Genomic DNA, 26,513 nt, shown 5'->3' with positions numbered 1-26,513 from the left:
CCTCAGGAACGTGCGAGGACCGCGTCACCGCTGGCCGGCGCACGCGCCAGCTTCGGGATATGGCCCTTGACCGCAAGCAGCGCCACCAGCACGGCGGCCATCGCCGCGCCGAGCATGCCGAGGTAGGACGATGCGCCGCCCGCGGTGATCACCGCCGCGCCCGCGAAGGCGCTGAGGATGGCCCCGAGACGGCCAAAGGCCAGCGCCGAGGCCGTGCCGGTGGCCCGCACTGCCGTGGGGTACACGAAGGCACACAGCGCGTACATGGTCGACTGGACCGCATTGACGAACATGCCGTGCACGCCCAGGCCAACGATCAGCAACCCCGTACTGTGGCGAACATCCACGCCTTGCAGCAACAGCGCGCTGGCCGCCCCGCCGGCGCAACAGATCGCCAGCGGCCAGCGCGAGCCGAAGCGCGCGATGGCAACCGCGCAGCACAGCGCGCCGATGACGCCGCCGAGGTTGTAGGCGGTCAGGCCGGACCCCGCGACCGCCACGTTCAACCCCTCCGACGCCAGCATGGTCGGCAGCCAGCTAAAGGCGCTGTAGACGGCCAGCAGGCACATGAAGAAGGCGCACCAGATCGCCAGCGTGTCGCGCGCCTGCCCGGGCGCGAACAGCGCGCCGAAGCCCTTGCGGCTCTCCGCGCCGCGCTCGGCCAGGTCGGTGAAGACCGCATCCGCCGGCAGCGGCCTGGACATGCGGCCGAGCAGCCGGCGCAGTTCGTCCCACCGGTGCGCTCGGCGCACCAGGAAGCGCGGCGACTCGGGCAGAACCAGCATCAGCAGCACGCCCAGGCCCAGCGGCAGCGCGCCGCCGATAAAGAACAAGCCGCGCCAGCCATAGGCCGGCAGGACCACGCTGGCGAACAGGCCGGCCAGCATGCCGCCCAGCGGCACGCAGACGATGGTGGCCGTCACCGCCAGCGTGCGGCTGCGTGCCGGGGTGAACTCGGCCGTCATGGTGGTGGAGCTTGGCAAAGCACCGCCGATGCCAAGCCCGGCGATCAGGCGCAGCATGGCGATCGTCGTCGTGTCCGGGGCGAAGCCGATGGCGCAGGTGGCCGCGCCGAACAGGAAGACGCTGCCGATCACGGCCCACCTGCGCCCGAAGCGGTCCGCCAACAGGCCCGCGCACGCGCTGCCGATGCCCATGCCCACCAGCCCGGCCGCCACCGCGGGCGCGAAGGCGCTGCGGGTGATGCCCCACTCCTTGATCAGCACGGGAATCGCGAAGCCGATCAACTGGCCATCGAAGCCGTCCATCACGATGGACAGCGCCGCCAGCATCACGACGATCTTCTGCATGGTCGTGTAAGGGCCATCATCGAGCACGCTGCCCACGTCGACGGGCGTGCCGGCTTGCTGCAGGTTCGCGCTCATGCTTGCACTCCATGGCGATGCGCACCGGGTGCCTGCGCCGCGCCGGCCGGGATCGTGGCCGGACGGCGCTTGCGCCGCGCGATGGAAATGCGGCCCGCGGCAATGACGCGGAACAGATGCGTAATGCTATGCGTATTCATGCGTGTCTCCTGTCGATGGGCGCTTTGGCCGGGGCCAGCGCTTTTTTGTCTCTCGTCTCTCGTCTCTCGTCTTGCGTCTTGCGTCTTGCGTCTTGCGTCTTGCGTCTTGCGTCTTGCGTCTTGCGTCTTGCGTCTTGCGTCTTGAGGCCACGGCGTGCCGTGGCTCAGTGCTGCCGGAGCGGGCTGGCGCCCTGCCCGCCGTTTGCCGCCCGGGCTTCGATCAGCCGGACGAGTTGCAGCAGGCTCTCGGTGCACGGCACCGGCACCCCGTGGCGCCGCGCCGCGGCCACCACGGCGCCGTTGATCGCATCGATCTCGGTGCGCCGGGCGGCAAGGATGTCCTGCAGCATGGAAGGCTTGTGGCCGATGTGGTGGCCGATGGCGTGCAACACGTTGGCGCCGACCTTGTCCGCATCGACAGCCACGCCATGACTCCTGGCCACGGCCAGCACCTCGGCCACCACGGACAAGGCGAGCGCCGTGCCATCCGGGATGTTGCCCAACTGGTCCACGGTGCTGCCAGTGACCGCGCACAGCGGGTTCAGCGCGGCGTTGAATGCCACCTTCTCCCAGATCGCGGCCCACACATCCGCATCGGCGTGGCAGTGCAGCCCGGCGCGCTCCAGCGCCGCCGCCGTCACCGCCACGGCGGGCCGGTCCACGCCATCGGCGCTCATCATCCGGATTCCCCCCTCGCCGTGCGAATGCACGTGCCCGGGGCCAGCCAGGTCGGCCGGCCATGTGGTGACGCCAATCAGGAGCCGCTGCGCCGGCACGAATTCGGAAATCGCATCGACGCTGCCCAGGCCGTTTTGCAACGTCAGCACAATCGTATCCGGCCCCAGCAGGTGGCGCACGCCCGTCATCGCGGCGCGCGTGTGCATGGATTTGGTGAAGACGATCAGCAGATCGGGGATGGCATCCGCCTGTTCCGGGCGCACCGCCCGCATGCCGTGGACCCGCCGGTCCGCCTCATCTGTCTGCAGGCGCAGGCCGAAGCGGCGGATCGCATCGAGATGCGCGTCGTTGATATCGATCAAGGTGACGATATGGCCTGCTTGGGCAAGGCGTGCGCCAAACAGCGAGCCCATGGCCCCGGCCCCGAGAATTGCGATTCTGATCATAGGCGTCGCCGCGGTCCGGCGCTGGTTGGATAGCGTTGTCTGGGCGTGGCGGCAACCCGGCCGCCTGCGGCCTAGAACGGGTAGTGGCGCGGCGTCGTCTGCACGGTGACCCAGCGCAGGTCGGTGAACTCGGCAATGCCGGCCTGCCCGCCAAAGTGGCCAAAGCCGCTGCTCTTCACGCCACCGAACGGCATCTGCGCCTCGTCGTGCACCGTCGGGCCATTGATATGGCAGATGCCGGATTGAATGCGCCTGGCCACGTTCATGGCCCGCGCCACATCGCGGCTGAACACGGCCGACGACAGCCCGTACTCGTTGTCGTTGGCGCAGGCGATGGCCTCGGCGTCGCCGCTGACGCGCACGATGGGCTTGACCGGGCCGAACGACTCTTCCGCGTAGATCCGCATCCGCGGCGTGACGTGATCGAGCAGCGTGGCCGGCATCAGGGTGCTGTCCGCCTTGCCGCCGCACAACAGCTTCGCGCCCTTGGCCAAGGCATCGTCGATCAACGAGTTGCAGCGCGCAACGGTGCTCATGTCGACCACGGAGCCCAGCACCACCGGCCCCTTGCGCGGATCGCCCAGCGGCAGCGCGCTGGCCTTGGCCGCCAGTTGCGCGACAAAGGCGTCGGCGATCTTGTTGTCCACGATGATGCGCTCGGTCGACATGCAGATCTGGCCGGAATTGGCAAACGCGCCAAACGCGGCGCCGGCGACGGCGGCATCGATATCGGCATCCTCCAGCACCAGCAACGGGGCCTTGCCGCCGAGCTCGAGCACCACCGGCTTCAAGTGCCTGGCACAGCTAGCGGCGATGACCTTGCCCACGCGCGTGGAGCCGGTGAAGTTCACGCGCCGTACCGCCGGATGGGCGATCATGGCTTCCACCAGTTCGCCCGCATCGGCCGGCGCATTGGTGACGAAGTTCACCACGCCCCTGGGCAGGCCGGCCTCCTGCATGGCTTCGATGATCAACCCGTGCGTGGCCGGGCAGATCTCCGACCCCTTCAGCACGACGGTATTGCCGCAGGCCAGCGGCAAGGCGATGGCGCGCACGGCCAGGATGACCGGGGCGTTCCAGGGCGCCATGCCGAGGACCACACCGGCCGGCTGGCGCACGCCCATGGCCAGGCTGCCCGGCACGTCCGACGGAATGACCTCGCCATGGATCTGCGTGGTCAGGCTGGCCGCTTCAAGCAGGCCGGCCGCGGCCAGGTGCACGTTGAAGCCGGCCCACATGGCGGAGGCGCCGGTCTCGGCGGCCATCGCGGCAGCAAAGGCTTCGCTGCGGGCTTCCAGCGCATGCGCAGCCTTGGTCAGCAGCGCGCGGCGCTCGCTCGGGCCGATGGCGGCCCAGGCGTCGAAGGCCGCCGCGGCGGCGTCCACCGCCGACAGCGCATCGGCGAGCGTCGCGGCCGGGGCAATCGTGGCTACCTCGCCGTCCAGGGGATTGCGGCGCGCGAAGGTGGCGCCGTTGCCTGCCTGGCGTTGTTGGCCGTCGATCAGCAACGAAATCTTCTGCATTCTTGTCTCCTTTGTTTTGCTTGCCTGCGATTTGCTTCGCTCTGCGCTTGCGGGAGGGATTTCTGTACGCGGAAGAAACCATTGGCTTCGCTTCGAGTGGCTCCTAGCCAAACCGCCCCTCTCCCCAGCCCTCTCCCCATGAGGGGAGAGGGAGTAACGGCCGTCGTCATTGCAGACGGCGCTGGCGCATCCTGTTGGCTTCGGCCTTTGCCTCAGTACTCATGCCACCTCAACCTCCACCAGCATCGCCGTTGGCGAGCGCAACGCGTCGGCCAGGGCATCGCGCAATCGCTCAGCGTCGCGCACCCGCACGCCTTCGCAACCCATCCCCTTGGCCAGCGCCACGAAATCGATCCCTGGCAGGTCCGTGCCCTGCACCGGATCGGCCGGGGCAAAGCCAAATTCCGGCGCGAAGTCCTGCAGTGCGGCGTAGCGCGCGTTGTTGAGGATCACGAAGGTGATCGGCAGCTGGAGCTGGACCGCGCTCCAGATGGCCTGGATCGAGTACATGCTGGAGCCGTCGCCGATCAGCGCGATGACGCGTGCCCCCGGCCGCGCCAGCGCCACGCCAACGGCTGCGGGCATGCCGTAGCCCAGGCCGCCGCTGTCCATGGTGTAGAAGGTGCCGCTTTGCGTGAACGGCAGGTAGCCCTGCATGACGGGACGCGCGCTGGGCGCTTCTTCCACCACGATGTCGGCGGCGTCGCGCACCTCGGCCAGGGTCTGGAGCACATAGGCGGTGGACATCAGCCGCGTCGGTTCGGCATGCGGGCGCGGCGGGCGCGGGGCAGGCAACGGGCGCGCCCTGGGCGCGGGCCGCGCCAGCAGGTCAAGCACGCCGAGCCGGATATTGCCCACCACCGATGCGCCCACCGGCGTCCAGGCCGCGATGGCGGGATCGTCGATCAACTGATACAGCGTGGCGCCCTCCGGCACGTGGGGGCCAGCGCCTTCCACATGGTAGGTAAAGGCCGGCGCGCCCAGCACCAGGATCAGGTCGTGCCCGCCCAGCAGGCCGACGATCTTCTCGCGCATGGCGGGCAGGAAACCGGCGAACAGGCGATGGTCTTCCGGGAACGCGCAGCGCCCGGACATCGGCGCCACATAGACGCGCGCATTGTGCGTCTCGGCCAGGCGCACCACGTCGTCCCATGCGCCGGCGCGGTCGACCTGCCCACCGACGACAAAGGCAGGCCGCTCGCAGGCATCCAGCGCCACGCCAACGCGCGCAATCGCCTCCGGGTCCGGCCGCACCGTATGGCTCACCGTGCGCGCGGCCACCCGCTCCGCCGGCTGGTCCCAGTCGTCCACCGGGATCGAGACCAGCACGGGGCCGCGCGGCTCCTGCATCGCCACGTAATAGGCACGTGCGATGGCCAGCGGCACATCCGCGGCGCGCGCCGGCTCGATGCTCCACTTGACGTAGGGCTTGGCCAGCTCGGTGGCCTGGGCAGACGACAGGAAGGGATCGAACGGCAGGATCGAGCGCGCCTGCTGGCCCGCCGTGACGATCATCGGCGTGCGGTTCTTGAACGCGGTGAAGATATTGCCCATGGCGTTGCCGACGCCAGCCGCCGAATGCAGGTTGACCAGCGACGCATTACGGCTGGCCTGCGCAAAACCATCGGCCATGCCTACCACCACCGCCTCCTGCAGCCCGAGCACGTAGCGGAAATCGGCGGGGAAATCCCGGAACATCGGCAACTCGGTCGAGCCGGGATTGGCAAACACCGAAGTGATGCCAAGCTGGCGCAGCAGGTCGATCACGGCGTCGCGCACGGTGCTGGCTGTGCTGGTTGCGTTGCGCGCGGCGCCCGCCACGGTTGTCGTGCTACCGGTCATGCAAATCTCTCCCGTCGATGCATTCGGTGGAACGCCTGGCCCAAGGCCGGCGCGTGCTTGGTGTGCAAAGTAGCCCAAAGTATGCGAGCCCGACCCTTAATTGAATATTGCCTTCTTGGTCAAAAGGCATTACTTTTGCACATGACTTTCGATCTGCGCCAACTCAAGGCCTTCACCACCATCGTCGCCAGCGGCAGCCTGGGCCGTGCCGCCGACGCGCTGCACGTGACCCAGCCCGCACTAAGCCGCACCATCAAGCGGCTGGAGGACGAGCTTGGCGCACCGCTGTTCGAGCGGCACGCCAAGGGCATGCAGCTCACCGCGGTGGGCAGCGCCCTGCTCCCCCATGCCACGCTGCTGCAGCGCGAGGCCGAGCACGCGCGCGAGGAGATCGATGCCATGCGCGGCCTGGCCAAGGGCACCATCAAGGTGGGCGCGGTGGGCAGCATCGCCAGCCTGGTGCTGCCGCTGGCGGTTGGCCGGGTCACCAAGGCGTGGCCGAACCTGCGCGTGGAGATTACGGAGGGCGTGTGGGACCGGCTGGCGCAAAGCCTGATCCGGCATGAGATCGACCTGGCGCTCAGCATCTGCGCGCCGGACACCGACGAGATCGAGGCCATTGCCGACTGCCGGTGGGAAGACAGCAGCTACGTGGTGGCGGCGCCGGGCCACCCGCTGCGGCGCAAGCCGGCACTGACCCTGGCCGATACCCTTGACCAGCAATGGGCCATCCCGCCCCGGGGCACCGGGCCGTTCGAGCACATGCGGCAGGTGTTTGCGGCGCAGGGCCTGGGCCTGCCGAACATCGTCGTGGAGACGCGTTCGGTGACCGCGCTGAAGAGCCTGGTCGCGCAATCCGGCTTTCTGAGCTGGATGGCCGAGCCGATGGTCGAGGCCGAGCGCAAGGCCGGCGTGATCGACATTCTGGACATTCCCGGCGGGGTCGGCACGCGTACGCTGACGGCCTTCCGGCGGCGCCAGGGCATCCTGCCCGGCCCCGCGGTCAAGCTGCTGGAAGCACTACGCCAGCTGACCGCGGCTTGATGAGGGTTGATGATGGCTGCCGGCATGAGAGCCGGCGACCGGTCGCCGGCTAGATCGACGCCAGGGAAATCACTTCGGCCAGGTGCCTTCTTTCGCAAGCCATCTCATCGGCCACGATCTCCGCCATCGCCGCCAGGCTGGCCTGGACGATGGCCGCGGCATCGACCTCGAAATAGCGCCGCAACGCAGCCCGCGAATCGCTGCGTCCGAAGCCATCGGTGCCCAGCGTCACATAGCGCCGCCCCGGCGGGACAAAGGCACGCACCAGCTCCGGCAGCGCGCGCACATAGTCGGTGGCCGCGACAATCGGGCCGCTGCCCGCCCCGAGCTGCCGCCCGAACCAGCTATCGATGGCCGGAACCTCGCCATGGCGCCACAGGCGTTCGCGCTCCACCCCTTCACGCGCCAGCTCGATGTAGCTGGTCACGCTCCAGACATCGGCAGCAATGCCATGCACCTGCTCGAGCTGGCGCGCTGCCTTCAGGACTTCGCCCATGATGGCCCCGCTGCCGAACAACTGCACGCGGTGCTCGCACGCCGCGCCGCGCCGCAGCAGGTACATGCCCCGCACCACGCCTTCGTGCGCTTGGGCCGGCAGGCTCGGATTCTCGACGCTTTCATTGGTGACGGTGACATAGTAGAACTCGTCGGCCTGTTCGCTGACCATGCGCCGCATGCCGTGGTCGACGATGACCGCCAGCTCCCCCGCGAAGGCCGGATCGTAGGCGCGGCAGTTGGGAATGGTCGAAGCCGCCAGGTGGCTGGTGCCGTCCTGGTGCTGCAGGCCCTCGCCCCCCAGGGTGGTACGTCCTGAGGTGGCGCCGATCAGGAACCCGCGTGCGCGCTGGTCGGCCGCCGCCCAGATCAGGTCGCCCACGCGCTGGAAGCCGAACATGCTGTAGTAGATATAAAACGGCAGCATGGTGGTGCCGTGCGTAGCGTAACTGGTGGCCGCCGCGGTCCACGAGGACAGCGCGCCGGCCTCCGTGATGCCCTCCTCCAGGATCTGGCCATCCTTGACTTCCCGGTACGACAGCATCGAGGCCGAATCCTCCGGCTGGTAAAGCTGGCCGAATGGCGCGTAGATGCCGACCTGGCGGAACAGGTTCGCCATGCCGAACGTCCGCGCTTCGTCGGCGACGATCGGGACGATCCGCGGGCCCAGCACAGGATCCTTGAGCAAGGCGCCCAGGTACCGTACCAGGGCCATGGTGGAGCTCATGGCCTTGCCATCGGCATGCAGGGCGAACGCGGCGGTCTTGTCCAGCCCGGGCACCGGCAGCGGCCCGGCGCCGGGATGGCGCGCGGGAAGATAGCCGCCGAGGGCGGCGCGCCTGGCTTGCAGGTAGCGAATTTCGGGGCTGTCCTGCGCCGGGCGGTAGAACGCGGCCTGGGCCACCTGTTCGTCGGTCAGCGGCAACTGGAAGCGGTCCCTGAACGCGAGCAGATCCTCCGGGCCGAGCTTCTTTTGCTGGTGCGTGGTCATCCGGCCTTGCGCGATGGCGCCCATGCCGTAGCCTTTCATGGTCTTGGCCAGCACCACGCAGGGACGCCCATTGCGCCTGGCGGCTTCGGCAAATGCCGCATGGATCTTCGCCGGGTCATGCCCGCCCCGGCGCAGGCCGTCGATCTCGTCGTTGGAGAGATGCGCCACCAGCGAGCGCAGCGCCGGGGTCTTGCTGAAGAAGTTCTCGCGGTTGAACGCGCCATCGTTGGCCGAGAGCGTCTGGAATTCGCCATCCACGGTCTGCGCGAACGCGCGGCTGATGGCGTGATCGTGGTCACGCGCCAGCAGCGCGTCCCACTCCGACCCCCACAAGCACTTGACGACATGCCATCCCGCCCCCGCGAACAAGGCCTCGAGCTCATCGACAATGCGCCCGTTGCCGCGCACCGGCCCGTCCAGGCGCTGGAGATTGCAGTTGATGACGAACGTGCAGTTATCCAGCTTTTCCCGGGCGGCCAGCGTCAGTGCGGCGATCGACTCCGGCTCGTCCATCTCGCCATCGCCGAAGAAGCCCCAGACCCGGCGCTCGCTGGTCGCTTTCAGGCCCCGGTTTTCCAGGTAGCGCATGAAACGCGCCTGGTAGATGGCGTTGAGCGGGCCGATGCCCATCGAGCCGGTGGGGAACTGCCAGAAGTCTGGCATCAGGTAGGGATGCGGGTAAGAACTCAGGCCGCGAATCCCCTTGCCTTCGGCAACGATCTCTTGCCGGTAGTGGCAAAGCGATGCTTCGTCCAGCCGGCCTTCCAGGAAGGCACGCGCATAGACCCCGGGTGCCGAATGGGGCTGGAAGAAGACGAGGTCCCCGCCTTGCGCGGCATCGGGGCCGCGGAAGAAATGCTGATAGCCCACCTCGAACAAATCCGCCGCCGAAGCATAGCTCGCGATGTGGCCGCCAAGCTCGCCATGCGCCTGGTTGGCGCGCACCACCATGGCGAGCGCGTTCCAGCGCAGGATCGCCGACAGGCGCTGCTCCATCGCCAGGTCGCCCGGATAGGCCGGTTGCGCTTCGACCGGTATCGTGTTCAGGTACGGCGTTACCTGTGCCGGCCGCCACCGCAACCGATGCTTGCCAGCATGCGCCAGCAACGCATCCAGGATGGCGCAGGCGCGCTCCCTGCCCTGCTCCGGGCCCCAGGCCGACAACACGCCATCGAGCGCGTCGCACCACTCCTGCAACTCCTGCGGATCCGCCTGCACAATCGGATCGCTCGCCAGGATGGAACCGAATCGGTCACGAGATGCCATCTTGATACGCTCCCGCCGGCAACTGCCCGGCTCAATTTGCCTGGATACCGGCCTTCTGGGCAATGGCCCGCATGCGCGGCAGGTCCTTGTCGATCATGGCGCTGACCTGTTCCGGCGTTGCATAGGAGGGCTCCAGGCCGTTGGCCACCAGTTTTTCCTGGATCTCGTGGTCTTTCATGGTCTGTGCCAGGGCCTTCTCCAGCCGTGACTTGACATCGGGCGGCAAGCCACGCGGGGCCGCGATCGCCACCCATGAATCCGCATCGAAACCCGGGAAGCCGGATTCCGCGACGGTGGGCACCTCCGGCAGCAGCGTCGCGCGCCTGGCGCCTGCCACCGCGATCACCTTGATCTTGCCGCTCTTGATATGCGGCAGGGATGCCGCGATGGTGTCGACCGAGAACGGAATCTGCCCGCCGATCAGGTCGGCAATGGCTGGGGCGCTGCCTTTGTAGGGAATATGCTGGAGCTGCATGCCGGTGGCGCCCAGGATCATCTCGCCCGCGAAGTGGCCGGTGGTGCCGTTGCCGAACGAGCCATAGGCGTATTTGCCCGGCGCGGCCTTCACCGCCGCCATCATCTGCTTGAGGTTGTCCACCGGGACATCGCGATTCGCCAGCAGGATCAGGGGCACGCGCGCGACCAGGCCGATGGGCTCGAAGCTCTTCACGGGATCGTAGGGCAGGTTGGCGTTGATGGCGGGGTTGACCGTGAAGGTCGAGCCGGAACTGATGAACAGCGTATAGCCGTCAGGCGCGGCCTTTGCCACATAGCCGGCGCCAACGATGGTGCCGGCGCCCGCGCGGTTCTCGATGACCACGGGCTGGCCGAGACGCTCGCCCAGCTTCTTGCCTACCAATCGTCCCATGATGTCTACCGCCCCGCCGGGCGGAAACGGCACAACCAGCACGACCGGCCTGGTGGGATATCCCTGGGGCTGCGCATGCGCGGCGCACATGGCGATGCCCAACAGCGACAGCGCCTTCAGCGCCATCGAAACGCTTCGTGAAATGACGTTCATGCGCGACTCCTGTGATTGAGCGACGGGGGGCAAACGGAGAGCAAAAAATGGGAAGCAAAACGAGACAGGGGGCTTTGCCGAACAAGCGCCCCTCGATGCCGGCGTTGCGCCACCGGCATCAGGGGGCAGCCATCGTGCGGGATCAGCCGTTGCGGAACAAGAAGCTATAAGCGCTCAGCGCCGGGGCGCCGCCCAGGTGGGCGTAGAGCACCTTGGAGCCTTCCGGAAATTCGCCGCGGCGGACCAGGTCGATCATGCCCTGCATCGATTTCCCTTCGTAGACCGGGTCGGTCATCATGCCTTCTAGCTTGGCACTCATCCGGATGGCTTCGAGCGTCTCTTCGGAAGGCAAGCCGTACTCCGGCCCGCCGTAGCGCGTGTCGAGCACCACGTCTTCGTCGGTGATATCGCGGCCGAGGTCGACCAGATGCGCCGTGTTGCGGGCAATGCGCAGGATCTGCGCCCGGGTCTGCGCCGGCTTGGCCGATGCGTCGATGCCGATCACGCGGTTGGCCCGGCCATCGGCGGCGAAGCCGACCACCATGCCAGCCTGCGTGCTGCCGGTCACCGAGCAGACCACGACGTAGTCGAACCTGAAGCCAAGCTCGGCTTCCTGTGCGCGCACCTCTTCCGCAAAACCGACAAAGCCCAGGCCGCCCAGCGGATGCTCGGAACACCCCGCCGGGATCGGGTAGGGCTTGCCGCCGGCCTGGCGCACGCTCTCCATGGCCTCCTCCCAGCTCTTGCGGATCCCGATATCGAAGCCATCGCTGACCAGGCGCACGTCGGCGCCCATGATGCGAGACATCTGGATATTGCCAACGCGGTCATAGACGGCGTCGGAGTAGTTCACCCAGTCCTCCTGCACCAGCACGCACTTCAGGCCGAGATGCGCCGCCACGGCAGCCACCTGGCGCGTCTGGTTGGACTGGATGCCGCCGATGGACACGAGCGTGTCGCACCCCTGGGCGAGCGCGTCCGGAATGATGTATTCGAGCTTGCGCGTCTTGTTGCCGCCGAACGCCAGGCCGCTGTTGCAGTCCTCACGCTTGGCATAGAGGTCGACCTTGCCGCCGAGATGCGCGCTCAGGCGCTTGAGCGGCTGGATGGGCGTGGGGCCGAACGTCAGCGGGTGGCGGGGAAAGCGTTTGAGATTCATGCTGGCAACTCCTGGGTTTCTTGGATGACTCGGGTGAAGAGCGGGGATCCAGGCATCAAGGCTGGCGAAGAACACTGGCATGTGGCGCCACCTTTCGTTGATGCTGCGATGGACTCAATCCTAGAAAAAAACGCACGAAACATGGTTGCAAATATCAATCCATTTATGCACTATAAAAAATTCACGGCACTTGTTTTTACTTTTTTGTTTTTTATAAAGCATCATGGACGAAACAAAATTGCGCACCAAAACCGAGCACCCCGTGCCACATTCCGAGGCATTGGATCGCACCGATAAAGCCATCCTGCGCGCACTCCAGCGCGACGCGTCCATCTCGAATGTGGCGCTGGCGGCCAAAGTCAGCCTGAGCCCGCCAGCCTGCCTGCGGCGCGTGGAGCGGCTCAAGGAACTCGGGCTGATTCGCGGGATCGTGGCGCTGCTGAACCCGGCCGCGCTGGACGCGGGGATGCTGGTGATGATCGGCGTGGTGCTGGACCGGTCCACGCCGGAATCCTTCTCCGAGTTCGAGAAGGCCGCCCAGCAGGTCTGCGGCTGCATGGAGTGCCACGTGGTGACGGGCGAGTTCGACTACTTCATGATGCTGCGCACCAAGGACAGCGAGAGCTTCAATCGCCTCCATGCGGAGCAACTGTTGTATCTGCCGGGGGTCCGCCAGATACGCTCGTTCATGGTGCTCAAGCAGGTGCTGTCGACGACGCAGTTTCCGATCTGAAGCTGCGCGTGCGCCAGGGCGAATGCGTCCGGGACTTCCTGATTGCGATGCTATCCAGCCGCCATGGCAGCGGTCCCGGGTGATCGCTATGCCACGTGCGCCGTCAGGGCACGAACCTGGTCCTCCAGGTCTGCGATCCGCCGCTTCATGCAGGCTTGCGCGCTGATATCGCTGATGACGCCATACCAGCGATCGATCGCGCCATTCGTGCCGATATGCGGCTGGGCGCGGCTCAGCATGTGGCGCCAGCTGCCGTCCGGCCACTGGATGCGGAACCGGGTCGCGAACGGCTGGCCACTCGGGATCCAGGCAAGCCACTCCGCCCGGATGCGCAACTGGTCATCAGGATGGACCGTGGCACGCCAGGCGTCGATGCGGTCCTGCATCGCGCACCCGGCGCTGTCGCGGAAGTTCGGGCTGATATAGCACAGCGTGCCATCGGGGTCCGCCGCCCAGGCAATATGGGGGCTCAGCTCGACCGAGCAGCGGAAATGCTCCTCGCTTTCCCGCAAGGCAAGCTCGGCCCGTTTGCGCGCCGAGATGCCAATGGCAACGAGCGAGATGCCGATCACGTCCCCGATGTCATCGTTGACGCGCTGGCCGACCACCAGGTAGACCTCGCCGTTCGCGGTGATCTCGCGTTCCATCGGAGAGCGCGTCTCCATGGCAAGCACGGCATGCGCCAGCGAGCAGACCGATCTGCCGGCTTCGGACATGCAGGCCGCGCAGAGCTGGGCGCCGACAAGGGCGTCCACCTGGGCGCCGAACATTTCCGCATAGCGCCCGTTGACATGCACGTGGCGCAAGCGCGTGTCCAGGAAGCACAGGCCGACGGGCGCGCCGACATAGAGCGCCTCCAGCTGATGCAGGCGCTGATACGGCGACCGGTCCAACGGCCGCGGATCCGGCGCGCGCAAGCCAAGCCGCTGGATAAGCGCGGGAATCCGCTCCGGTTGCAGCGCCGGTGCCCACAGCCATCCCTGGCCGATGTCGCATCCCAGCTTGCGCAGTAGGGTGGCATGCTCTTCGCGCTCCACGCCTTCCGCGACAACACGCATGCCGATGCTGTGGCCCAGCCCCACGATCGCCGTCACGATCCGGCGGCACTCCTGGTCGTCGAGCATGCCGCGCACAAAGCTGGCATCGATCTTGATCTCGTCGAATGGCAGAGCGTGCAGGCGTGTCAGGCTGGCATAGCCGGTACCAAAGTCGTCCAGCGCGATACCAATGCCGAGTGCCTTCAGATCGTCGATGATGGCACGCGCGAGCTCGACATCGGTCTCCATGGCGCCCTCGGTGATTTCGATCTGAATGCGCTCCAGCGGGAATCCCGTCTGCGTGACAGCGTCGGCGATCAGCGCGACGACCGCCTTGTCGCGCAATTGCACCGGAGACACGTTGAACGCCAGCACAAAACCCTGGCCCCAGCCCACAGCCTCCGCGCACGCCGTGCGCACGATATGGGAAGTCAGGCGATCGATAAGCCCGCACGACTCCGCGATCGATATAAAAGTAACGGGGGAAACCGGGCCCGTTGCAGGGTCCGTCCAGCGAGCGAGCACTTCGAAGCCGACGATGGCGCCGGTTTCGAAGCAGATCAATGGCTGGAATGCCGGCCGGAGCAAGCCGCCATCGAGCGCGGCTGCCAGTCTTGCGCAGGTATCGTCCGTGTCTCCCACTTTCATCCTCTCAGATACCGCCGGAAATCCGGATCCTGTCCTATCGAATGGCGCGCCCATGGATCTGGCCCGGCCAACACCTGTGCCGGGCAGTGTTCCGTCAGGTTTGTTCCCTGACCGGGCGCTTGTCAGTCGTAGCGACCTTTTCGCCACTCCCCCCGTTGGATATCGACCAGCCTGACGGCAAATTGAGGTTTTGGCTGACGCGGTGGCCTGGGCCGTGCGGGCGGCGCTGCCTGACAGGTAGCCGAGGTAGCCGAGGTAGCCGAGGTAGCCGGCAGCCTGAAGTGTGTCTCCGCGGGACCCCGTCACCCCCGCAATCGCCCCAACCTCCGCAATAGGGCTACACTGACAACGAGACAACCCTCCGGAGCGCCATGATGGACGCCAATGGCCCTCAAAGCACCTTTCGTGGTCTTCCCCTGACCCCGGAACAGGATGCGGAAGTCAGGCACTACATCAAGAGGAAAAAGCAGCGCAGTGCGCCATGGGATACACCTGAGCTAGCCGCCATGCTCGAGGATATGCTGAGGCCGCCAAGCACCGAGGACGAAGACTTCGAATCCCCTGCCGAAGAAGCCAACGCGGACGCCGAGCGCGCGGCGGCTTCGGTGGACGAGGCCATGGATCCGATCGAGGCCGGCGAGGAGCGGATGGCGGCCAGGGAAGCCGAGGCGATGAAGGGCCCCAAGCATTGACATGCAGGTGCAGCGTGCGCGTTGCGCGCTCCATGAGCCGGGATGCGCACAAAAGAAGAAAGAGAAGAGAAGAGAAAAAAAGAAGAGAAGACAGCCCCCAGTGCAACGACTGGAACACAAGAATAAAGGGCATAGCATGGCGACCGTCGCGACATTCGACATCGAGTACACGCAGTTTCTCGATCCACAAGGTGAGCCGACCCAAGCGCTGCCTGCATTTGCGCTCGATCCCGAGGCCCTTTTCCCGCTCTACCGGGCCATGGTGCTCACCCGCCAGTTCGACCTCAAGGCCATTGCGCTGCAGCGCACCGGCCAGATCGGCACGTTCGCCTCGGCGCTTGGCCAGGAGGCCGTCGGCGTCGGCGTTGCCAGCGCCATGCGCGCGCAGGACGTGCTCGTGCCGTCCTACCGCGATCACGCCGCGCAGTTCCAGCGCGGCGTCTCCATGACCGAGAGCCTGCTGTATTGGGGTGGCGACGAGCGCGGCAATGCGTTCGCGGCGGCGCCGCATGATTTTGCGAACTGCGTGCCCATCGGCAACCAGGTCTGCCACGCTGCCGGCATCGCCTACGCGATGAAGCTGCGCCGCGAGCCGCGCGCCGCGGTTTGCCTGCTCGGGGACGGCGGCACGTCAAAAGGCGATTTCTACGAAGGCATGAATATGGCGGGCGCCTGGCACGCGCCCCTTGTGCTGGTCGTCAACAACAACCAGTGGGCGATCTCCATGCCGCGCAGCCAGCAGACCGCCGCGCAGACGCTCGCGCAAAAGGCCATCGCGGCCGGTATCCCTGGCCTGCAGGTGGATGGCAACGATATCGTGGCGGTGCGCCAGGTCACGCTCGACGCGCTGGAACGGGCGCGCAGCGGTGGCGGCGCCACGCTGATCGAAGCGATCACCTACCGGCTTGGCGACCACACCACGGCGGACGATGCCTCGCGCTACCGCGACAGCGAACAGGTCAGGCAGCACTGGCTGCTGGAGCCGGTGGCCAGGCTGCGCAACTATCTGCTGCGCCTTGGCGCATGGGATGCGGCCCGCGAAGACGCGCTTGCCAAGGATTGCGCGGCGCAAGTGGCGGCCGCGGTGCAGGCCTACCTGGCAACGCCCCTGCCGGAGACGGCAGCGATGTTCGATTACCTGTATGCCGGCCTGCCCAAAGCGCTGGCGGGGCAAGTGGCCACCGCGCATCGCTTTGCCCCGGGGGCCCACCAGGGCAAGGATAACGAGAGCGAGCAGGATCATGGCTGAAATCAATCTGGTCGAAGCCGTCAACCAGGCGCTGGCCCATGCGCTGGAACACGACCCGCGCGTGGTGCTGCTCGGTGAGGACATTGGCGTGAATGGCGGTGTGTTCCGCGCCACGGCGGGGCTGCAAGCCCGTTTTGGCGCGGAGCGCGTGATCGATACGCCGCTGGCCGAGTCCGGTATCGCCGGGGCCGCGATCGGCATGGCGGCAATGGGGCTGGCGCCCGTGGCGGAAATCCAGTTCACCGGTTTTATCTACCCGGCCATCGACCACATCATCAATCATGCCGGCCGCCTGCGCCACCGCACGCGCGGCAGGCTGAGCTGCCCGATGGTGCTGCGCTCGCCTTATGGCGCCGGCATCCATGCGCCGGAGCATCACTCCGAAAGCCCCGAGGCGATGTTTGCCCATATCCCCGGCATCCGGGTGGTCATACCGTCCACCCCGGCGCGCGCCTACGGCCTGCTGCTGGCGGCCATGCGCGACCCCGACCCGGTGGTGTTCCTCGAACCCACCCGGCTCTACCGCCTGTTCCGCGAAGAAGTACCGGACAGTGGCGAGGCGCTGCCGCTCGATACCTGCTTCACACTGCGCGACGGCGACGACATCACGCTGGTGAGCTGGGGGGCGATGCTGCAAGAGACGCAGGCCGCGGCTGACCTGCTGCTGGACGAAGGCATCGCCGCCGCCGTCATCGACGTCGCCACGCTCAAGCCGCTCGACATGGACACCATACTGGAATCGGTCGCCAGGACGGGCCGCTGTGTCATCGTCCACGAGGCGCCCCTCAGCGCCGGCTTCGGTGCCGAGATCGCGGCGAACCTCGCCGATGCGGGGCTGTACTCGCTGGCGGCGCCGGTGCAGCGCGTCACTGGCTACGACACCGTGGTGCCGATGGCCAGGCTCGAGTACACGTACCTGCCCAGCGTGGCGCGGATTGCCGACGCGGCCCGCAAGGCCATGGCCGCCTGACGTTTTTCCCCGGGAGCATTGATGAAGATCTTCAAGTTGCCCGACCTGGGCGAAGGCCTGCAGGAAGCCGAGATCACCGAATGGCACGTCAAACCCGGTGACACGGTGGCGGCCGACCAGCCGCTGGTTTCGGTCGAGACCGCCAAGGCGATCGTCGAGATACCGTCGCCCTACGCCGGGCAGGTCGCCAAGCTGTTTGCCCAACCGGGCGAGATCGTGCACCTTGGCGCGCCGCTGGCGGGCTTCGAAGGCGCCGGCGGGCAAGAGGACGCGGGCGCGGTGGTGGGCGATGTCAAAGTCGGCACGCAGGTGGTCGCGGAAGCGCCCGCCGCCCTGTCCCGTGGCGGCGGCGCGGTGCGGGCCGTGCCGGCCGTGCGCGCCCTGGCGCGCCAGCTCGACGTGGACCTGGCGATGGTCACTCCAACGGGCGCGGACGGCATCATCAGCGCCGCCGATGTGCGCCGCGTCGCCGCGACGCTGGCGGACCTGGGGCCACCGGAAGTCCTGCGCGGCGTGCGGCGCGCCATGGCGCTGAACATGGCGCGCGCCCAAAGCGAGGTCGCCGCGGCAACCGTGATCGACGACGCCGATATCCACGCCTGGGCGCCCGGCACCGACACCACCATCCGGCTGGTGCGCGCACTGGTTGCGGGCTGCCACGCCGAGCCCGGCCTCAACGCCTGGTATGAAAGCCAGACCGGGCGCCGCCATGTGCCGGCGCGGATCGACGTGGGGATTGCGGTCGACCTGCCCGAAGGCCTGTTCGTGCCGGTGCTGCGCGATACCGGCAAGCGCGACGCGGCAGACCTGCGGCGCGGCCTGGACCGCATGCGCGCGGATGTACGTGCGCGCACGATCGCCCCCGAGGAGATGCGCGGCAACACCATCACGTTGTCCAACTTCGGCATGATCGCCGGCAAGTACGCGGCGCCGATCGTGGTGCCGCCAACAGTGGCCATCCTGGGCGCCGGCCGTATCCACGATGCGGTGGTTGCGGCCGGCGGCATACCCGTCGTGCACCGGATCCTGCCGCTCAGCCTGACCTTCGATCATCGGGTGGTCACAGGCGGCGAGGCCGCGCGCTTCCTGGCGGCAGTGATCGCGGACCTGGCGCTGGCGGCCTAGGCCTGGGCAGCGCGGCAGCGCGACAGGCGAGTGCGTGGGCGCTTTACTCCGCGCGGATCCTGGCTTCGGCCACGATCTTGGCGGAGCGCTCCATGTCCTCCTTCTGGAAGCGGGCGAAGTCTTCCGGCGTGCCAGGCGAGAGCAGGTAGCCCTGCTCGGCCAGCCTGCCGCGCAGCTCGGACGCCAGCGCCTTGTTGACTTCGGCGTTGAGCCGCCTGGTCACATCGGCCGGCAGCTTGGCCGGACCCCACAGGCCATACCACGAGTAGAACTCATAACCCGCCACCGTCTCGCCGACGGTCGGCACGTCGGGCATGGAAGGCAGCCTGTCCTTGGAGGTCACCGCGACCACGCGCACCATGCCGCTCTTGTGATAGGACAAGGCGCCGAGCACAGGATCGATAAAGCCATCGATGGCGCCACCGATCAGGTCCTGGTAAGCGGGCGCGGAACCCTTGTACGGCACCACCAGGTAGTCGATCTTGCCTGCCCGCTTGAGCAGCTCCGTGGACAAATGCCCCGCGGACGCCTGCGAGCCAATCGCGAACGACATCTTGCCGGGATGCGCCTGCGCGTAGGCGATCAGCTCCTTGATGTTCTTCACCGGCAGGTTCTTGTTGACGGAGACCGCCAGCGGCCCCTTGCCGACCAGCGCGATCGGCACGAAATCCTTGGTCACGTCGTAAGGCGACGATCTCAGGGTCATGGGCGTGGTAGTGAAGGTGGAGGCGCTGAACAACAGCGTGTAGCCGTCCGCCGTGCCCTTGGCCACCGCGTCGGCGCCGATGATGCCCTGGCCGCCGGGCCGGTTGTCGACGATAAAGCTCTGGCCGGTTTGCTCGGAGAGCTTTTGCGCCAGCATGCGGCCGACGGTGTCGGTGGGGCCGCCGGGCGGGAACGGAATGATGACGCGCACGGCTTTGTTGGGGTAACCCTGCGCGATGGCGCTGGCGGCGGCGCAGGCCAGCAAGGCGCCAGCGGCACTGCGGAAAATCCGGTGGAACAGCATGGTTTGTCTCCTGTCTGGACTGCAGGTGCGCCCCTATGGGGTGCTCTTATTTCGGTGCGCTTATTTCGGCGCTCTTATTTCTTTCCCGCTCTCAAGGCTGCGCCAGCGCCGACATCTGCGCATACAGATCCGCCTTGCCCTCAAACCCGATGCCCGGCAGCTCCGGCATGGTGATATGGCCGTCGATCACCTTCACGCCATCGGGGAAACCGCCGTATGGCTGGAACAGGTCGGGGTAGCTCTCGTTACCGCCAAGGCCCAGGCCGGCGGCGATATTGAGCGACATCTGGTGGCCACCGTGCGGGATGCAGCGGCTTGGCGACCAGCCAAAGGTCTTCAGCACTTCCAGCGTGCGCTCGTACTCCACCAGCCCGTAGGACAGCGCGCAGTCGAACTGCAGGTAGTCGCGGTCCGGGCGCATGGCGCCGTAGCGGATCAGGTTGCGGGCGTCCTGGTGGCTGAACAGGTTTTCGCCGGTGGCCATGGCGCCGGGGTAGTACTCGGCCAGCGTGGCCTGCAGGTGGTAGTCCAGCGGATCGCCGGCTTCCTCGTACCAGAACAGCGGATAGTCGCGCAGCATCTTGGCGTAGGCGATGGCCGTGTCCAGGTCAAAGCGGCCGTTGGCGTCCACGGCAAGCTGCGCGTCCGGGCCGATTTCCTGCAGCACGGCCTCGATGCGCGCGCTGTCTTCTTCCAGGCTGGCGCCGCCGATCTTCATCTTGACCACGTTGTAGCCGCGCTTCAGGTAGGAGCGCATCTCGGCGCGCAGCGCGCCGAGATCCTTGCCCGGATAGTAATAACCGCCGGCGGCATAGACGAACACGCGCGGGTTGGCGTTGACGCCGTGGCGCTCGGCCAGCAACCGGAACAGCGGCACGCCGGCGATCTTGGACACCGCGTCCCACACCGCCATGTCGATGGTGCCGACCGCGACCGAGCGCTCGCCATGGCCGCCCGGTTTCTCATTGGACATGGTGGCGGCCCACACGCGGTTGGGGTCGAGGTTGGTGCCGGCGTCGTCCAGCAGCGATTCTGGATCGGCCGCCAGGATACGCGGCGCAAAACGCTCGCGGATCAAGCCGCCCTGGCCGTAGCGGCCATTGGAGTTGAAGCCGTAGCCGATCACGCGCTTGCCGTCGCGAAACGCGTCGGTCACCACGGCGACGAGGCTGCTCGTCATCTTCGAGAAATCGATATAGGCATTGCGGATGGGCGACGAAATCGGCTTCGTCACTTCGCGGACGTCAATGATGCGCACGGACATGGCTTGTCTCCAGTGTTCTAGTGTCTTTCGGTAATCAGCTAATCAGCGAATCAGGCGGTTCGATATGTCGGCTGGCGGCACTACAGCGAAGCACCGCCGCAAATCAGGATCTGCTGCCCGGTGATGGCGCCGGCATCGGGCCCGAGCAGGAAGCTCACCAATCCGGCCACTTCATCGGGCCGGATAAAACGCCCGATGGGCGGCGTGCGCGGCGGCGTGCCCTTGCGGCCCGGGTCGTTCAGCATCGGGGTCTCGGTGGCGCCCGGCGCCACCACATTGACAGTGATGCCGCGTGGCGCCAGCTCCGCGGCCCAGGAGCGCGCCATGCCCACCACCGCCGCCTTGGTCGCGGCGTACTGGCTGCGCCCTGGCGCGCCCGCCGCCGTGCGGCTGCCGATCAGCACGATGCGCGCGCCATCCGGCAGGGTTGGCATCAGCGCGTTGGCCAGCACGCAAGCGGCTTGCACATGGATGCGCCACATGCCCTCGCCGTCCTCGGGCTTCAGGTCGCCGAGCACCGCCGTGCGCATGAATCCCGCGGCATGGACAATGGCATCGACCTGGGGCAACGTGGCCACGGCGGCGGCAAGCTTTGCGGCATCGGTCAGGTCGACTTCGATCCCGTTGAAGCCCTCGGCGCTGGGTGCCGGCGAGCGGTCCAGCCCGGTCACCGTCCAGCCCGCCGACAGCAGCCGCCGGGCAATGGCCGCGCCGATACCGGAGCTGGCGCCGGTGACCACGGCGTGCCTGGTCCGCGCCGCGGGCGTGTCGTCGTCTTGCATGGATTGGCTCATCAAAGCCCCTTTGGATTGCATGGCCAGCAGCCCGGCCCTCGGCACGCTGGCCGCGGGCCGGGATGGCGCGCCGGTACAGGCCCGGTTCAGACGTCGATCAGACGTGGATCAGGCTCAGGCGGCCGCTTTCTGCGTCACGCCGGCGTGTTCCAGCGCGGCCTGGATCGCGGCCAGCTCGGCGGCCGACGGTGCGTGGGTCGGCGGGCGCACCGTGCCATCGCGCAGGATGCCGGCCAGCGCCATGGCGGCCTTCATGCGGCCATGGGCTTCGCCCGTGGGCTCGCCCGCGCCGTACACCGCGTCCTTGAGCGGGTTGATCAGGGCCTGCACGCGCATCGCTTCATGCAGGTCGCCGGCCTTGACCGCCTTGAGCAGGTCGTTGATCAGGCCGGGAATCAGCGAGGCAAAGCCGACCAGCGCGCCATCGATGCCCTGCACCATCGACGACAGCAGGTATTCGTCGTGGCAGGTCATCAGCACCTTGGTGGGATCGGCCGCGCGGATCTCCTTGATGTCGCGCGCGTATTTGTTCATTTCGCGCTCGCCCATCTTGAAGGCCTTCACATAGGGCAGCTTCGCCAGTTCCGCGAGCAGCTCCGACGAGTAGGAGCCACGGGTCCAGGCCGGGTAGATATGCACCACCAGGGGCAGCCCGCTGGCCTTGCCGATGGCGTTGAAGTAGTCGAGGCAATGCTCCGGCTTGAAGCCAAAGCGCAGCCAGTGATGCGGCGGCATGATATCGAGCCCGGCGGCGCCCGCTTCCTTGGCCCAGCCAGCTTGTTCCACGGCGTCGTTGATGCCTTCGCAGACCACCGACGAGATCACCGGGCAGATGCCCTGGGTGGCGTCGGCGGTGATGCGGGTCACTTCGGCGCGCTCGCGCGGCGTCAGCGAGAAGACTTCACCGGTATGGCCATTGGTCATCAACGCGGTCACGCCGGCTTGGCCGCCCAGCCACCTGGCAAAGCGGCGCAGCTCCGGCTCGTTGATGCTGTAGTCCGCGTTGAAAGGAACCGCGATGGCGGGAATGATGCCGTGGAAATTGATATCAGGCACGTTCGTCTCCTGGTGTGGCTTGCGCTATTTGCGCGTTCGGGTGGGTATCAAGGTGGGCGGAATGAATCCGCCGGAGGGTTGCAGCGCACGGGCCAGCTCGGTAGCGGCATGCACTACCGCCGGGGCCGTGGTCGATTCGAAATCTTCAAGCGAGGTATTCATGGCCGGCGCCGCCACGCTCAGCCCGGCAACCGGCACGCCATCCACATCCAGCACCGGCGCGGCCACCACATAGAGGCCGGACACCGTTTCCTGGTCCGACAACGCATAGCCCTTGGCCCGCACGGTCTTGAGCCGCTCTAGGATGGTGTCGAGCTCGGTGAGCGTGTGGTCGGTCAGCTTCTGCCGGGGCTGGGCGTCCAGCACGCGGGCCTGCATGTCCTGCGGCAGCCACGCCAGGATGGCGTAGCCGACGGCCGTGGAATAAGCCGGCACCCGGCTGCCGATGCGGATATCCACGCCAAGCCGCGTCAGCCCGGCCTGGATCCGTTCCGCGTAAAGCACGTCCGGGCCATCCAGCACGCCGATGGAAGCGGCTTCATTGATCTCCCCCACCAGCGCGCGCAGGATCGGCCTTGCCCGCGTGCGCAGGTCGGCATGGGCGATGGCGTCAAAGCCAAGGTCCAGCACCTTGAGCGACAGCCGGAACAGCCGCGTGTCCGGCACGCGCTGCACGTAGCCGATATCCACCAGCGTGTTGAGGAAACGAAAGGCCGTGGCATTGTCCAGCCCGGAGCGGCGCGCGACTTCCGCCATGGTGAGCTCGGGCTCCTGCGCCGTGAACGCTTCAAGAATGCGGAAGCCCTTCGCCAGCGACTGCACCGTGTTCTTGGATGCGTCGGCCGCGCTGCTCGCCTTCGATGCGGTCGGGACGGAGTTCTCGGTAGCCATGTCAATCTCCACTGTCAGTTCTTAGTTCTCGATGCAAACCCGGAATCGAGTTCGGATTCCGAATTTTAATTCGATGAATGGACAGAGGAAAGCCCTCGCTCAAGTTCAAGTTCAAGTTGGGTGGATACGCATCGGCATTGCTGCCGGGTTTTATAAAATTCGGATTACGAATTTTTATTCGAATTGTGGGGCTAAGAAAAAGTGCCAAGCAACGGCACCTCTTTGCTGATCCTGCCCCGCGTCCTGAGACGCTTCTTTTTTATTCGGATTGCGAACTTGTATTCGCGATATGAAATATTCTAGACCTCGTTTCCCGGCCAGGGCAAGAGCGAACTTCCTAGGGTTTTCACTGAACGGGTCACGCCGCCTTGCGCGTCATTCAGCACAATTCCTCTTAAACAGACATTTACAAATAGCAACGGAATCGTTACACTGCCCCTCAATTGCGAATCACTCGCATTCTCGTTCCAGCCCAAGCATTGGTTTTTATTCCTGGCCTCTCCTTTCGTTCCTTGCACGCCAGGTATCTTCCGCGCCCCGTGCGCGCATCGACTCCCCTCGCAACACTGAAATCATGACTGCTCCCCTGAAGACGCGCGCGCGTTTGCTCGCGTCCGTTGGTGCTCTTTACTGCACAGGCTTCCTCGCCACCACGCCTGCCTTCGCACAGTCCGCAGGCGACGCCGGCAACGCGAAGGAAGCCACCTTGCCCACCGCCGTTGTCACCGCCGATTCGCCGCTCCAGGCCAAGCGCCTGCCCTCGTACAAGTTCGTCGCACCGTTGCTGGATACACCGCGCTCGGTCACGGTGATTCCCGAGGAACTGCTCAAGCAGACCAATGCGACGACCTTCGCCGATGCGTTGAAGACCGTGCCGGGCATCACCTTCCTGGGCGGCGACGCCGCGGCGAACCCCTCCGCGGATCGTCCGGTGATCCGCGGCTTCGAGTCGCGCAACTCGATCTTTGTCGACGGCATGCGCGACTCCGGCGTGCAGAACCGCGAGACCTTCGCGGTGGAGCAGATCAGCGTCATCAAGGGCCCGGATTCGGTTTATGCGGGCCGTGGCGCGGTTGGCGGCAGCATCGACATCGTCACCAAGATGCCCAAGGCGGATGACTTCACCAATGCCAGCCTGGGGCTGGGCACCGAGGCCTACAAGCGCGCCACGCTCGACGTCAACCGCCGTATCAATGACGAGACCGCGGTGCGCCTGAACGTGATGGGGCACGACGCCAACCAGGCCGGGCGCAACGATGTCTACAGCAAGCGCTGGGGCGTGGCGCCGTCGGTCGCGTTCGGGCTGAACACGCCGACCACGGTGTCGCTGAGCTACTACCACGTCAACACCTACGACATGCCGGACTTCAGCGTGCCGTTCCGCTCGACCGGCGGCACGCCCGGGGCGGGAACCAGCATCCAGCGCTCGCAGTTCTACGGCCTGAACAACCGCGACTACCGCCGCGGGCAGACGGACACCGGCGAGATCCGCATCGAGCACCGCGTGGACGACAACTGGAAGGTGCGCAACACCACCATGTTTGGCCGCTCCACGCTGGACTACATCGCCACCAACCCGCAGTTCCTGAACGCCAGCGCGAACCTCCTCCAGCTGCAAGCCAAGAGCGGGAAGTACGCCACCAACAGCGTCTCCAACCAGACCGAGCTGTCCGGCAAGGCCACGCTGCTTGGCATGCAGCACACGCTCACGGCCGGTGTGGAATTCAGCTGGGAGCGCAGCCTGTACGAGGGCTACCTGGTGAGCGACAGCGCGGGCAACAATATCCGCACGGGCGGCCCCTGCACGATCGCCTACAACTGCACCGCGATCGGTGCCTGGAATGCCAATGCCCCGTGGACCGGCAGCACCGTGCTCAACGGCGACAAGAGCTTCCCCGGCGCGCCCACCAGCACCCGCACCAATGTCTCGTCCGCCTACCTGTTCGACAGCGTGAAGCTGAGCGATCGCTGGCTGTTCAACGCCGGCACGCGCTTCGACCGCTTCGACGTCACCGCCGTGCAGGCCGGCACGCCGGACCTGAAGAACACCGCCAACCTGTTCAGCTACCAGCTTGGCCTGGTGTTCAAGCCGGTCGACACAGTCAGTCTGTATGCCTCATACGGGACCTCCGCCAATCCGCCGGGCGCCAACAGCGGCCTGGGTGGCGGCACCGACCAGATCACCAAGACCAACCAGGACCTGTCGCCCGAGCGCAGCCGCAACATCGAAGTGGGCGCCAAGTGGGACACGCTGGACCGCCGCCTGTCGCTGACCTCGGCGCTGTTCCAGACCGACAAGACCAATGCGCGCGTCAGCGACGGCCTAGGCGGCATCGTCAACGCGGGCAAGCAACGCGTGCGCGGCGCGGAACTGGGCGTGGCCGGCAATATCACCAGCAAGTGGCGCGTGTTCGGCGGCTACTCCTACCTGGATGCCATCACGACCGACGCCGGCGCCGCCAATGCCTCGGCATCCGGCCTGCCGATGGTGATGGTGCCCAAGCACAACGTCACGCTGTGGACGTACTACGACGTGCTGCCCAAGCTGTCGATCGGCGGCGGCGCCACGATCTCCAGCCTGACCTACGCCTCGGTCTCGGCAACGTCGCGCAAATGGACGCCGGGCTACGCGCGTTTCGATGCGGTGGCAACGTATCGCGTCTCCAAGACCGTGGATGTGCAACTGAACGTGCAGAACCTCTTCGACAAGAAGTACTACTCCGCCGCGTACCCGATCTACGCAACGTGGGCGCCGGGTCGTTCAGCGGTGATGACGCTGAACTTCCATATGTGAGTTTTGCCGGCCTTCTTTTGACTTTGATTCATCCGGCTTTCGTGTGGGTCGATGCATCGCTGGGCCAAATCCAGCGCTGCCGTAGCTCCCCTCTCCCGCATGGCGGGAGAGGGGTTGGGGGAAAGGGCGGGCCTGCGCAAGAGCGAGGCGCATCACGTTGAGCGAACGCCCACCCTCTCCCCCGGCCCCTTGTATGTCGGAAAATATGTCCTGGAAGCCTCAGATCGATGGCCCCAAGCCCTGGGCGAAAGCCCAAGTTCG

The 26,513-nt window shown here is 66.6% G+C and carries 21 protein-coding genes; 7 read left to right on the top strand and 14 right to left on the bottom strand.

From position 1 onward, the window contains the following. Nucleotides 1-2: 2 nt before the first annotated feature. The 5 genes from AC1RQK_RS39035 to mdlC all read right to left on the bottom strand — a co-directional run bounded on the left by AC1RQK_RS39035 (nt 3) and on the right by mdlC (nt 6,014). Nucleotides 3-1,385 carry an MFS transporter gene (locus AC1RQK_RS39035; protein WP_492814898.1) on the bottom strand — a complete coding sequence of 461 codons (1,383 nt, stop codon included), beginning with the start codon at nt 1,383-1,385 and terminating at the stop codon, nt 3-5. Next, nucleotides 1,382-1,525, bottom strand: coding sequence for a hypothetical protein (locus tag AC1RQK_RS39030; RefSeq protein ID WP_492814896.1), 144 nt, complete (start codon nt 1,523-1,525; stop codon nt 1,382-1,384). Before AC1RQK_RS39030 ends, AC1RQK_RS39035 begins: the two co-directional genes overlap by 4 nt. Before the next feature lie 164 nt (nt 1,526-1,689). Next, nucleotides 1,690-2,646 (bottom strand): ketopantoate reductase family protein, encoded by a 957-nt coding sequence (locus AC1RQK_RS39025; protein ID WP_492372920.1) that lies wholly within the window; start codon nt 2,644-2,646, stop codon nt 1,690-1,692. 74 nt (nt 2,647-2,720) lie between these two features. Continuing rightward, a complete protein-coding gene (locus tag AC1RQK_RS39020) occupies nt 2,721-4,172 on the bottom strand; it encodes an aldehyde dehydrogenase (RefSeq protein ID WP_492814894.1) in 1,452 nt (483 codons plus the stop codon). A 219-nt stretch (nt 4,173-4,391) separates the two neighbouring features. Next, nucleotides 4,392-6,014, bottom strand: coding sequence for a benzoylformate decarboxylase (gene mdlC, locus AC1RQK_RS39015; protein ID WP_492814892.1), 1,623 nt, complete (start codon nt 6,012-6,014; stop codon nt 4,392-4,394). A gap of 141 nt (nt 6,015-6,155) precedes the next feature. On the opposite strand from mdlC, the gene AC1RQK_RS39010 reads away from it, so the two are divergent. Next, the gene (locus tag AC1RQK_RS39010) at nt 6,156-7,058 is read left to right on the top strand and encodes a LysR family transcriptional regulator (RefSeq protein ID WP_492814890.1); all 903 of its coding nucleotides are present in this window, start codon (nt 6,156-6,158) and stop codon (nt 7,056-7,058) included. Nucleotides 7,059-7,107: 49 nt separating this feature from the next. On the opposite strand, the gene mdeB is transcribed toward AC1RQK_RS39010, so the two are convergent. The 3 genes from mdeB to AC1RQK_RS38995 all read right to left on the bottom strand — a co-directional run bounded on the left by mdeB (nt 7,108) and on the right by AC1RQK_RS38995 (nt 11,990). Next, a complete protein-coding gene (mdeB, locus tag AC1RQK_RS39005; RefSeq protein WP_492814888.1) occupies nt 7,108-9,810 on the bottom strand; it encodes an alpha-ketoglutarate dehydrogenase in 2,703 nt (900 codons plus the stop codon). Between the two features lie 31 nt (nt 9,811-9,841). Beyond that, nucleotides 9,842-10,804 carry a Bug family tripartite tricarboxylate transporter substrate binding protein gene (locus AC1RQK_RS39000; RefSeq protein ID WP_492814914.1) on the bottom strand — a complete coding sequence of 321 codons (963 nt, stop codon included), beginning with the start codon at nt 10,802-10,804 and terminating at the stop codon, nt 9,842-9,844. A 169-nt stretch (nt 10,805-10,973) separates the two neighbouring features. Continuing rightward, entirely contained in the window at nt 10,974-11,990 is a 1,017-nt protein-coding gene (locus AC1RQK_RS38995) for a 1-aminocyclopropane-1-carboxylate deaminase (protein WP_492814886.1), read from the bottom strand. 223 nt (nt 11,991-12,213) lie between these two features. Between AC1RQK_RS38995 and AC1RQK_RS38990 the strand changes: the two genes are divergently transcribed. Next, nucleotides 12,214-12,723 (top strand): Lrp/AsnC family transcriptional regulator, encoded by a 510-nt coding sequence (locus AC1RQK_RS38990; RefSeq protein ID WP_492814884.1) that lies wholly within the window; start codon nt 12,214-12,216, stop codon nt 12,721-12,723. A gap of 86 nt (nt 12,724-12,809) precedes the next feature. On the opposite strand, the gene AC1RQK_RS38985 is transcribed toward AC1RQK_RS38990, so the two are convergent. Beyond that, a complete protein-coding gene (locus AC1RQK_RS38985; RefSeq protein ID WP_492814882.1) occupies nt 12,810-14,408 on the bottom strand; it encodes an EAL domain-containing protein in 1,599 nt (532 codons plus the stop codon). 371 nt (nt 14,409-14,779) lie between these two features. Between AC1RQK_RS38985 and AC1RQK_RS38980 the strand changes: the two genes are divergently transcribed. The 4 genes from AC1RQK_RS38980 to AC1RQK_RS38965 all read left to right on the top strand — a co-directional run bounded on the left by AC1RQK_RS38980 (nt 14,780) and on the right by AC1RQK_RS38965 (nt 18,444). Then, nucleotides 14,780-15,100 (top strand): hypothetical protein, encoded by a 321-nt coding sequence (locus AC1RQK_RS38980; protein WP_492372883.1) that lies wholly within the window; start codon nt 14,780-14,782, stop codon nt 15,098-15,100. Between the two features lie 136 nt (nt 15,101-15,236). Continuing rightward, nucleotides 15,237-16,349 (top strand): pyruvate dehydrogenase (acetyl-transferring) E1 component subunit alpha, encoded by a 1,113-nt coding sequence (pdhA, locus tag AC1RQK_RS38975; protein ID WP_492814880.1) that lies wholly within the window; start codon nt 15,237-15,239, stop codon nt 16,347-16,349. Next, nucleotides 16,342-17,319, top strand: coding sequence for an alpha-ketoacid dehydrogenase subunit beta (locus tag AC1RQK_RS38970; protein WP_492814878.1), 978 nt, complete (start codon nt 16,342-16,344; stop codon nt 17,317-17,319). Before pdhA ends, AC1RQK_RS38970 begins: the two co-directional genes overlap by 8 nt. A gap of 21 nt (nt 17,320-17,340) precedes the next feature. Next, nucleotides 17,341-18,444 (top strand): dihydrolipoamide acetyltransferase family protein, encoded by a 1,104-nt coding sequence (locus AC1RQK_RS38965; protein ID WP_492814876.1) that lies wholly within the window; start codon nt 17,341-17,343, stop codon nt 18,442-18,444. A 43-nt stretch (nt 18,445-18,487) separates the two neighbouring features. Here AC1RQK_RS38965 and AC1RQK_RS38960 read toward each other — a convergent pair whose 3' ends face one another. The 5 genes from AC1RQK_RS38960 to AC1RQK_RS38940 form a co-directional block, all read right to left on the bottom strand. After that, nucleotides 18,488-19,453: a Bug family tripartite tricarboxylate transporter substrate binding protein gene (locus AC1RQK_RS38960; protein ID WP_492814874.1), complete on the bottom strand. Its 966-nt coding sequence runs from the start codon at nt 19,451-19,453 to the stop codon at nt 18,488-18,490. Between the two features lie 91 nt (nt 19,454-19,544). Further along, nucleotides 19,545-20,717, bottom strand: a complete 1,173-nt coding sequence (locus AC1RQK_RS38955) for a mandelate racemase/muconate lactonizing enzyme family protein (protein ID WP_492372888.1) — start codon at nt 20,715-20,717, stop codon at nt 19,545-19,547. An 80-nt stretch (nt 20,718-20,797) separates the two neighbouring features. Further along, nucleotides 20,798-21,499 (bottom strand): SDR family NAD(P)-dependent oxidoreductase, encoded by a 702-nt coding sequence (locus tag AC1RQK_RS38950; protein WP_492372889.1) that lies wholly within the window; start codon nt 21,497-21,499, stop codon nt 20,798-20,800. 126 nt (nt 21,500-21,625) lie between these two features. Then, entirely contained in the window at nt 21,626-22,567 is a 942-nt protein-coding gene (locus tag AC1RQK_RS38945; RefSeq protein ID WP_492372890.1) for a dihydrodipicolinate synthase family protein, read from the bottom strand. 24 nt (nt 22,568-22,591) lie between these two features. Next, nucleotides 22,592-23,458 (bottom strand): IclR family transcriptional regulator, encoded by an 867-nt coding sequence (locus AC1RQK_RS38940; RefSeq protein WP_492372891.1) that lies wholly within the window; start codon nt 23,456-23,458, stop codon nt 22,592-22,594. 574 nt (nt 23,459-24,032) lie between these two features. On the opposite strand from AC1RQK_RS38940, the gene AC1RQK_RS38935 reads away from it, so the two are divergent. Continuing rightward, nucleotides 24,033-26,252, top strand: a complete 2,220-nt coding sequence (locus AC1RQK_RS38935; protein WP_492814871.1) for a TonB-dependent receptor — start codon at nt 24,033-24,035, stop codon at nt 26,250-26,252. The last annotated feature ends 261 nt before the right edge of the window (nt 26,253-26,513 follow it).

The organism is Cupriavidus sp. GW822-FHT02D05, from assembly GCF_058802485.1.
Note: the sequence above shows the minus strand (reverse complement) of the source record. Positions and strands in the feature narration are given on the sequence as shown.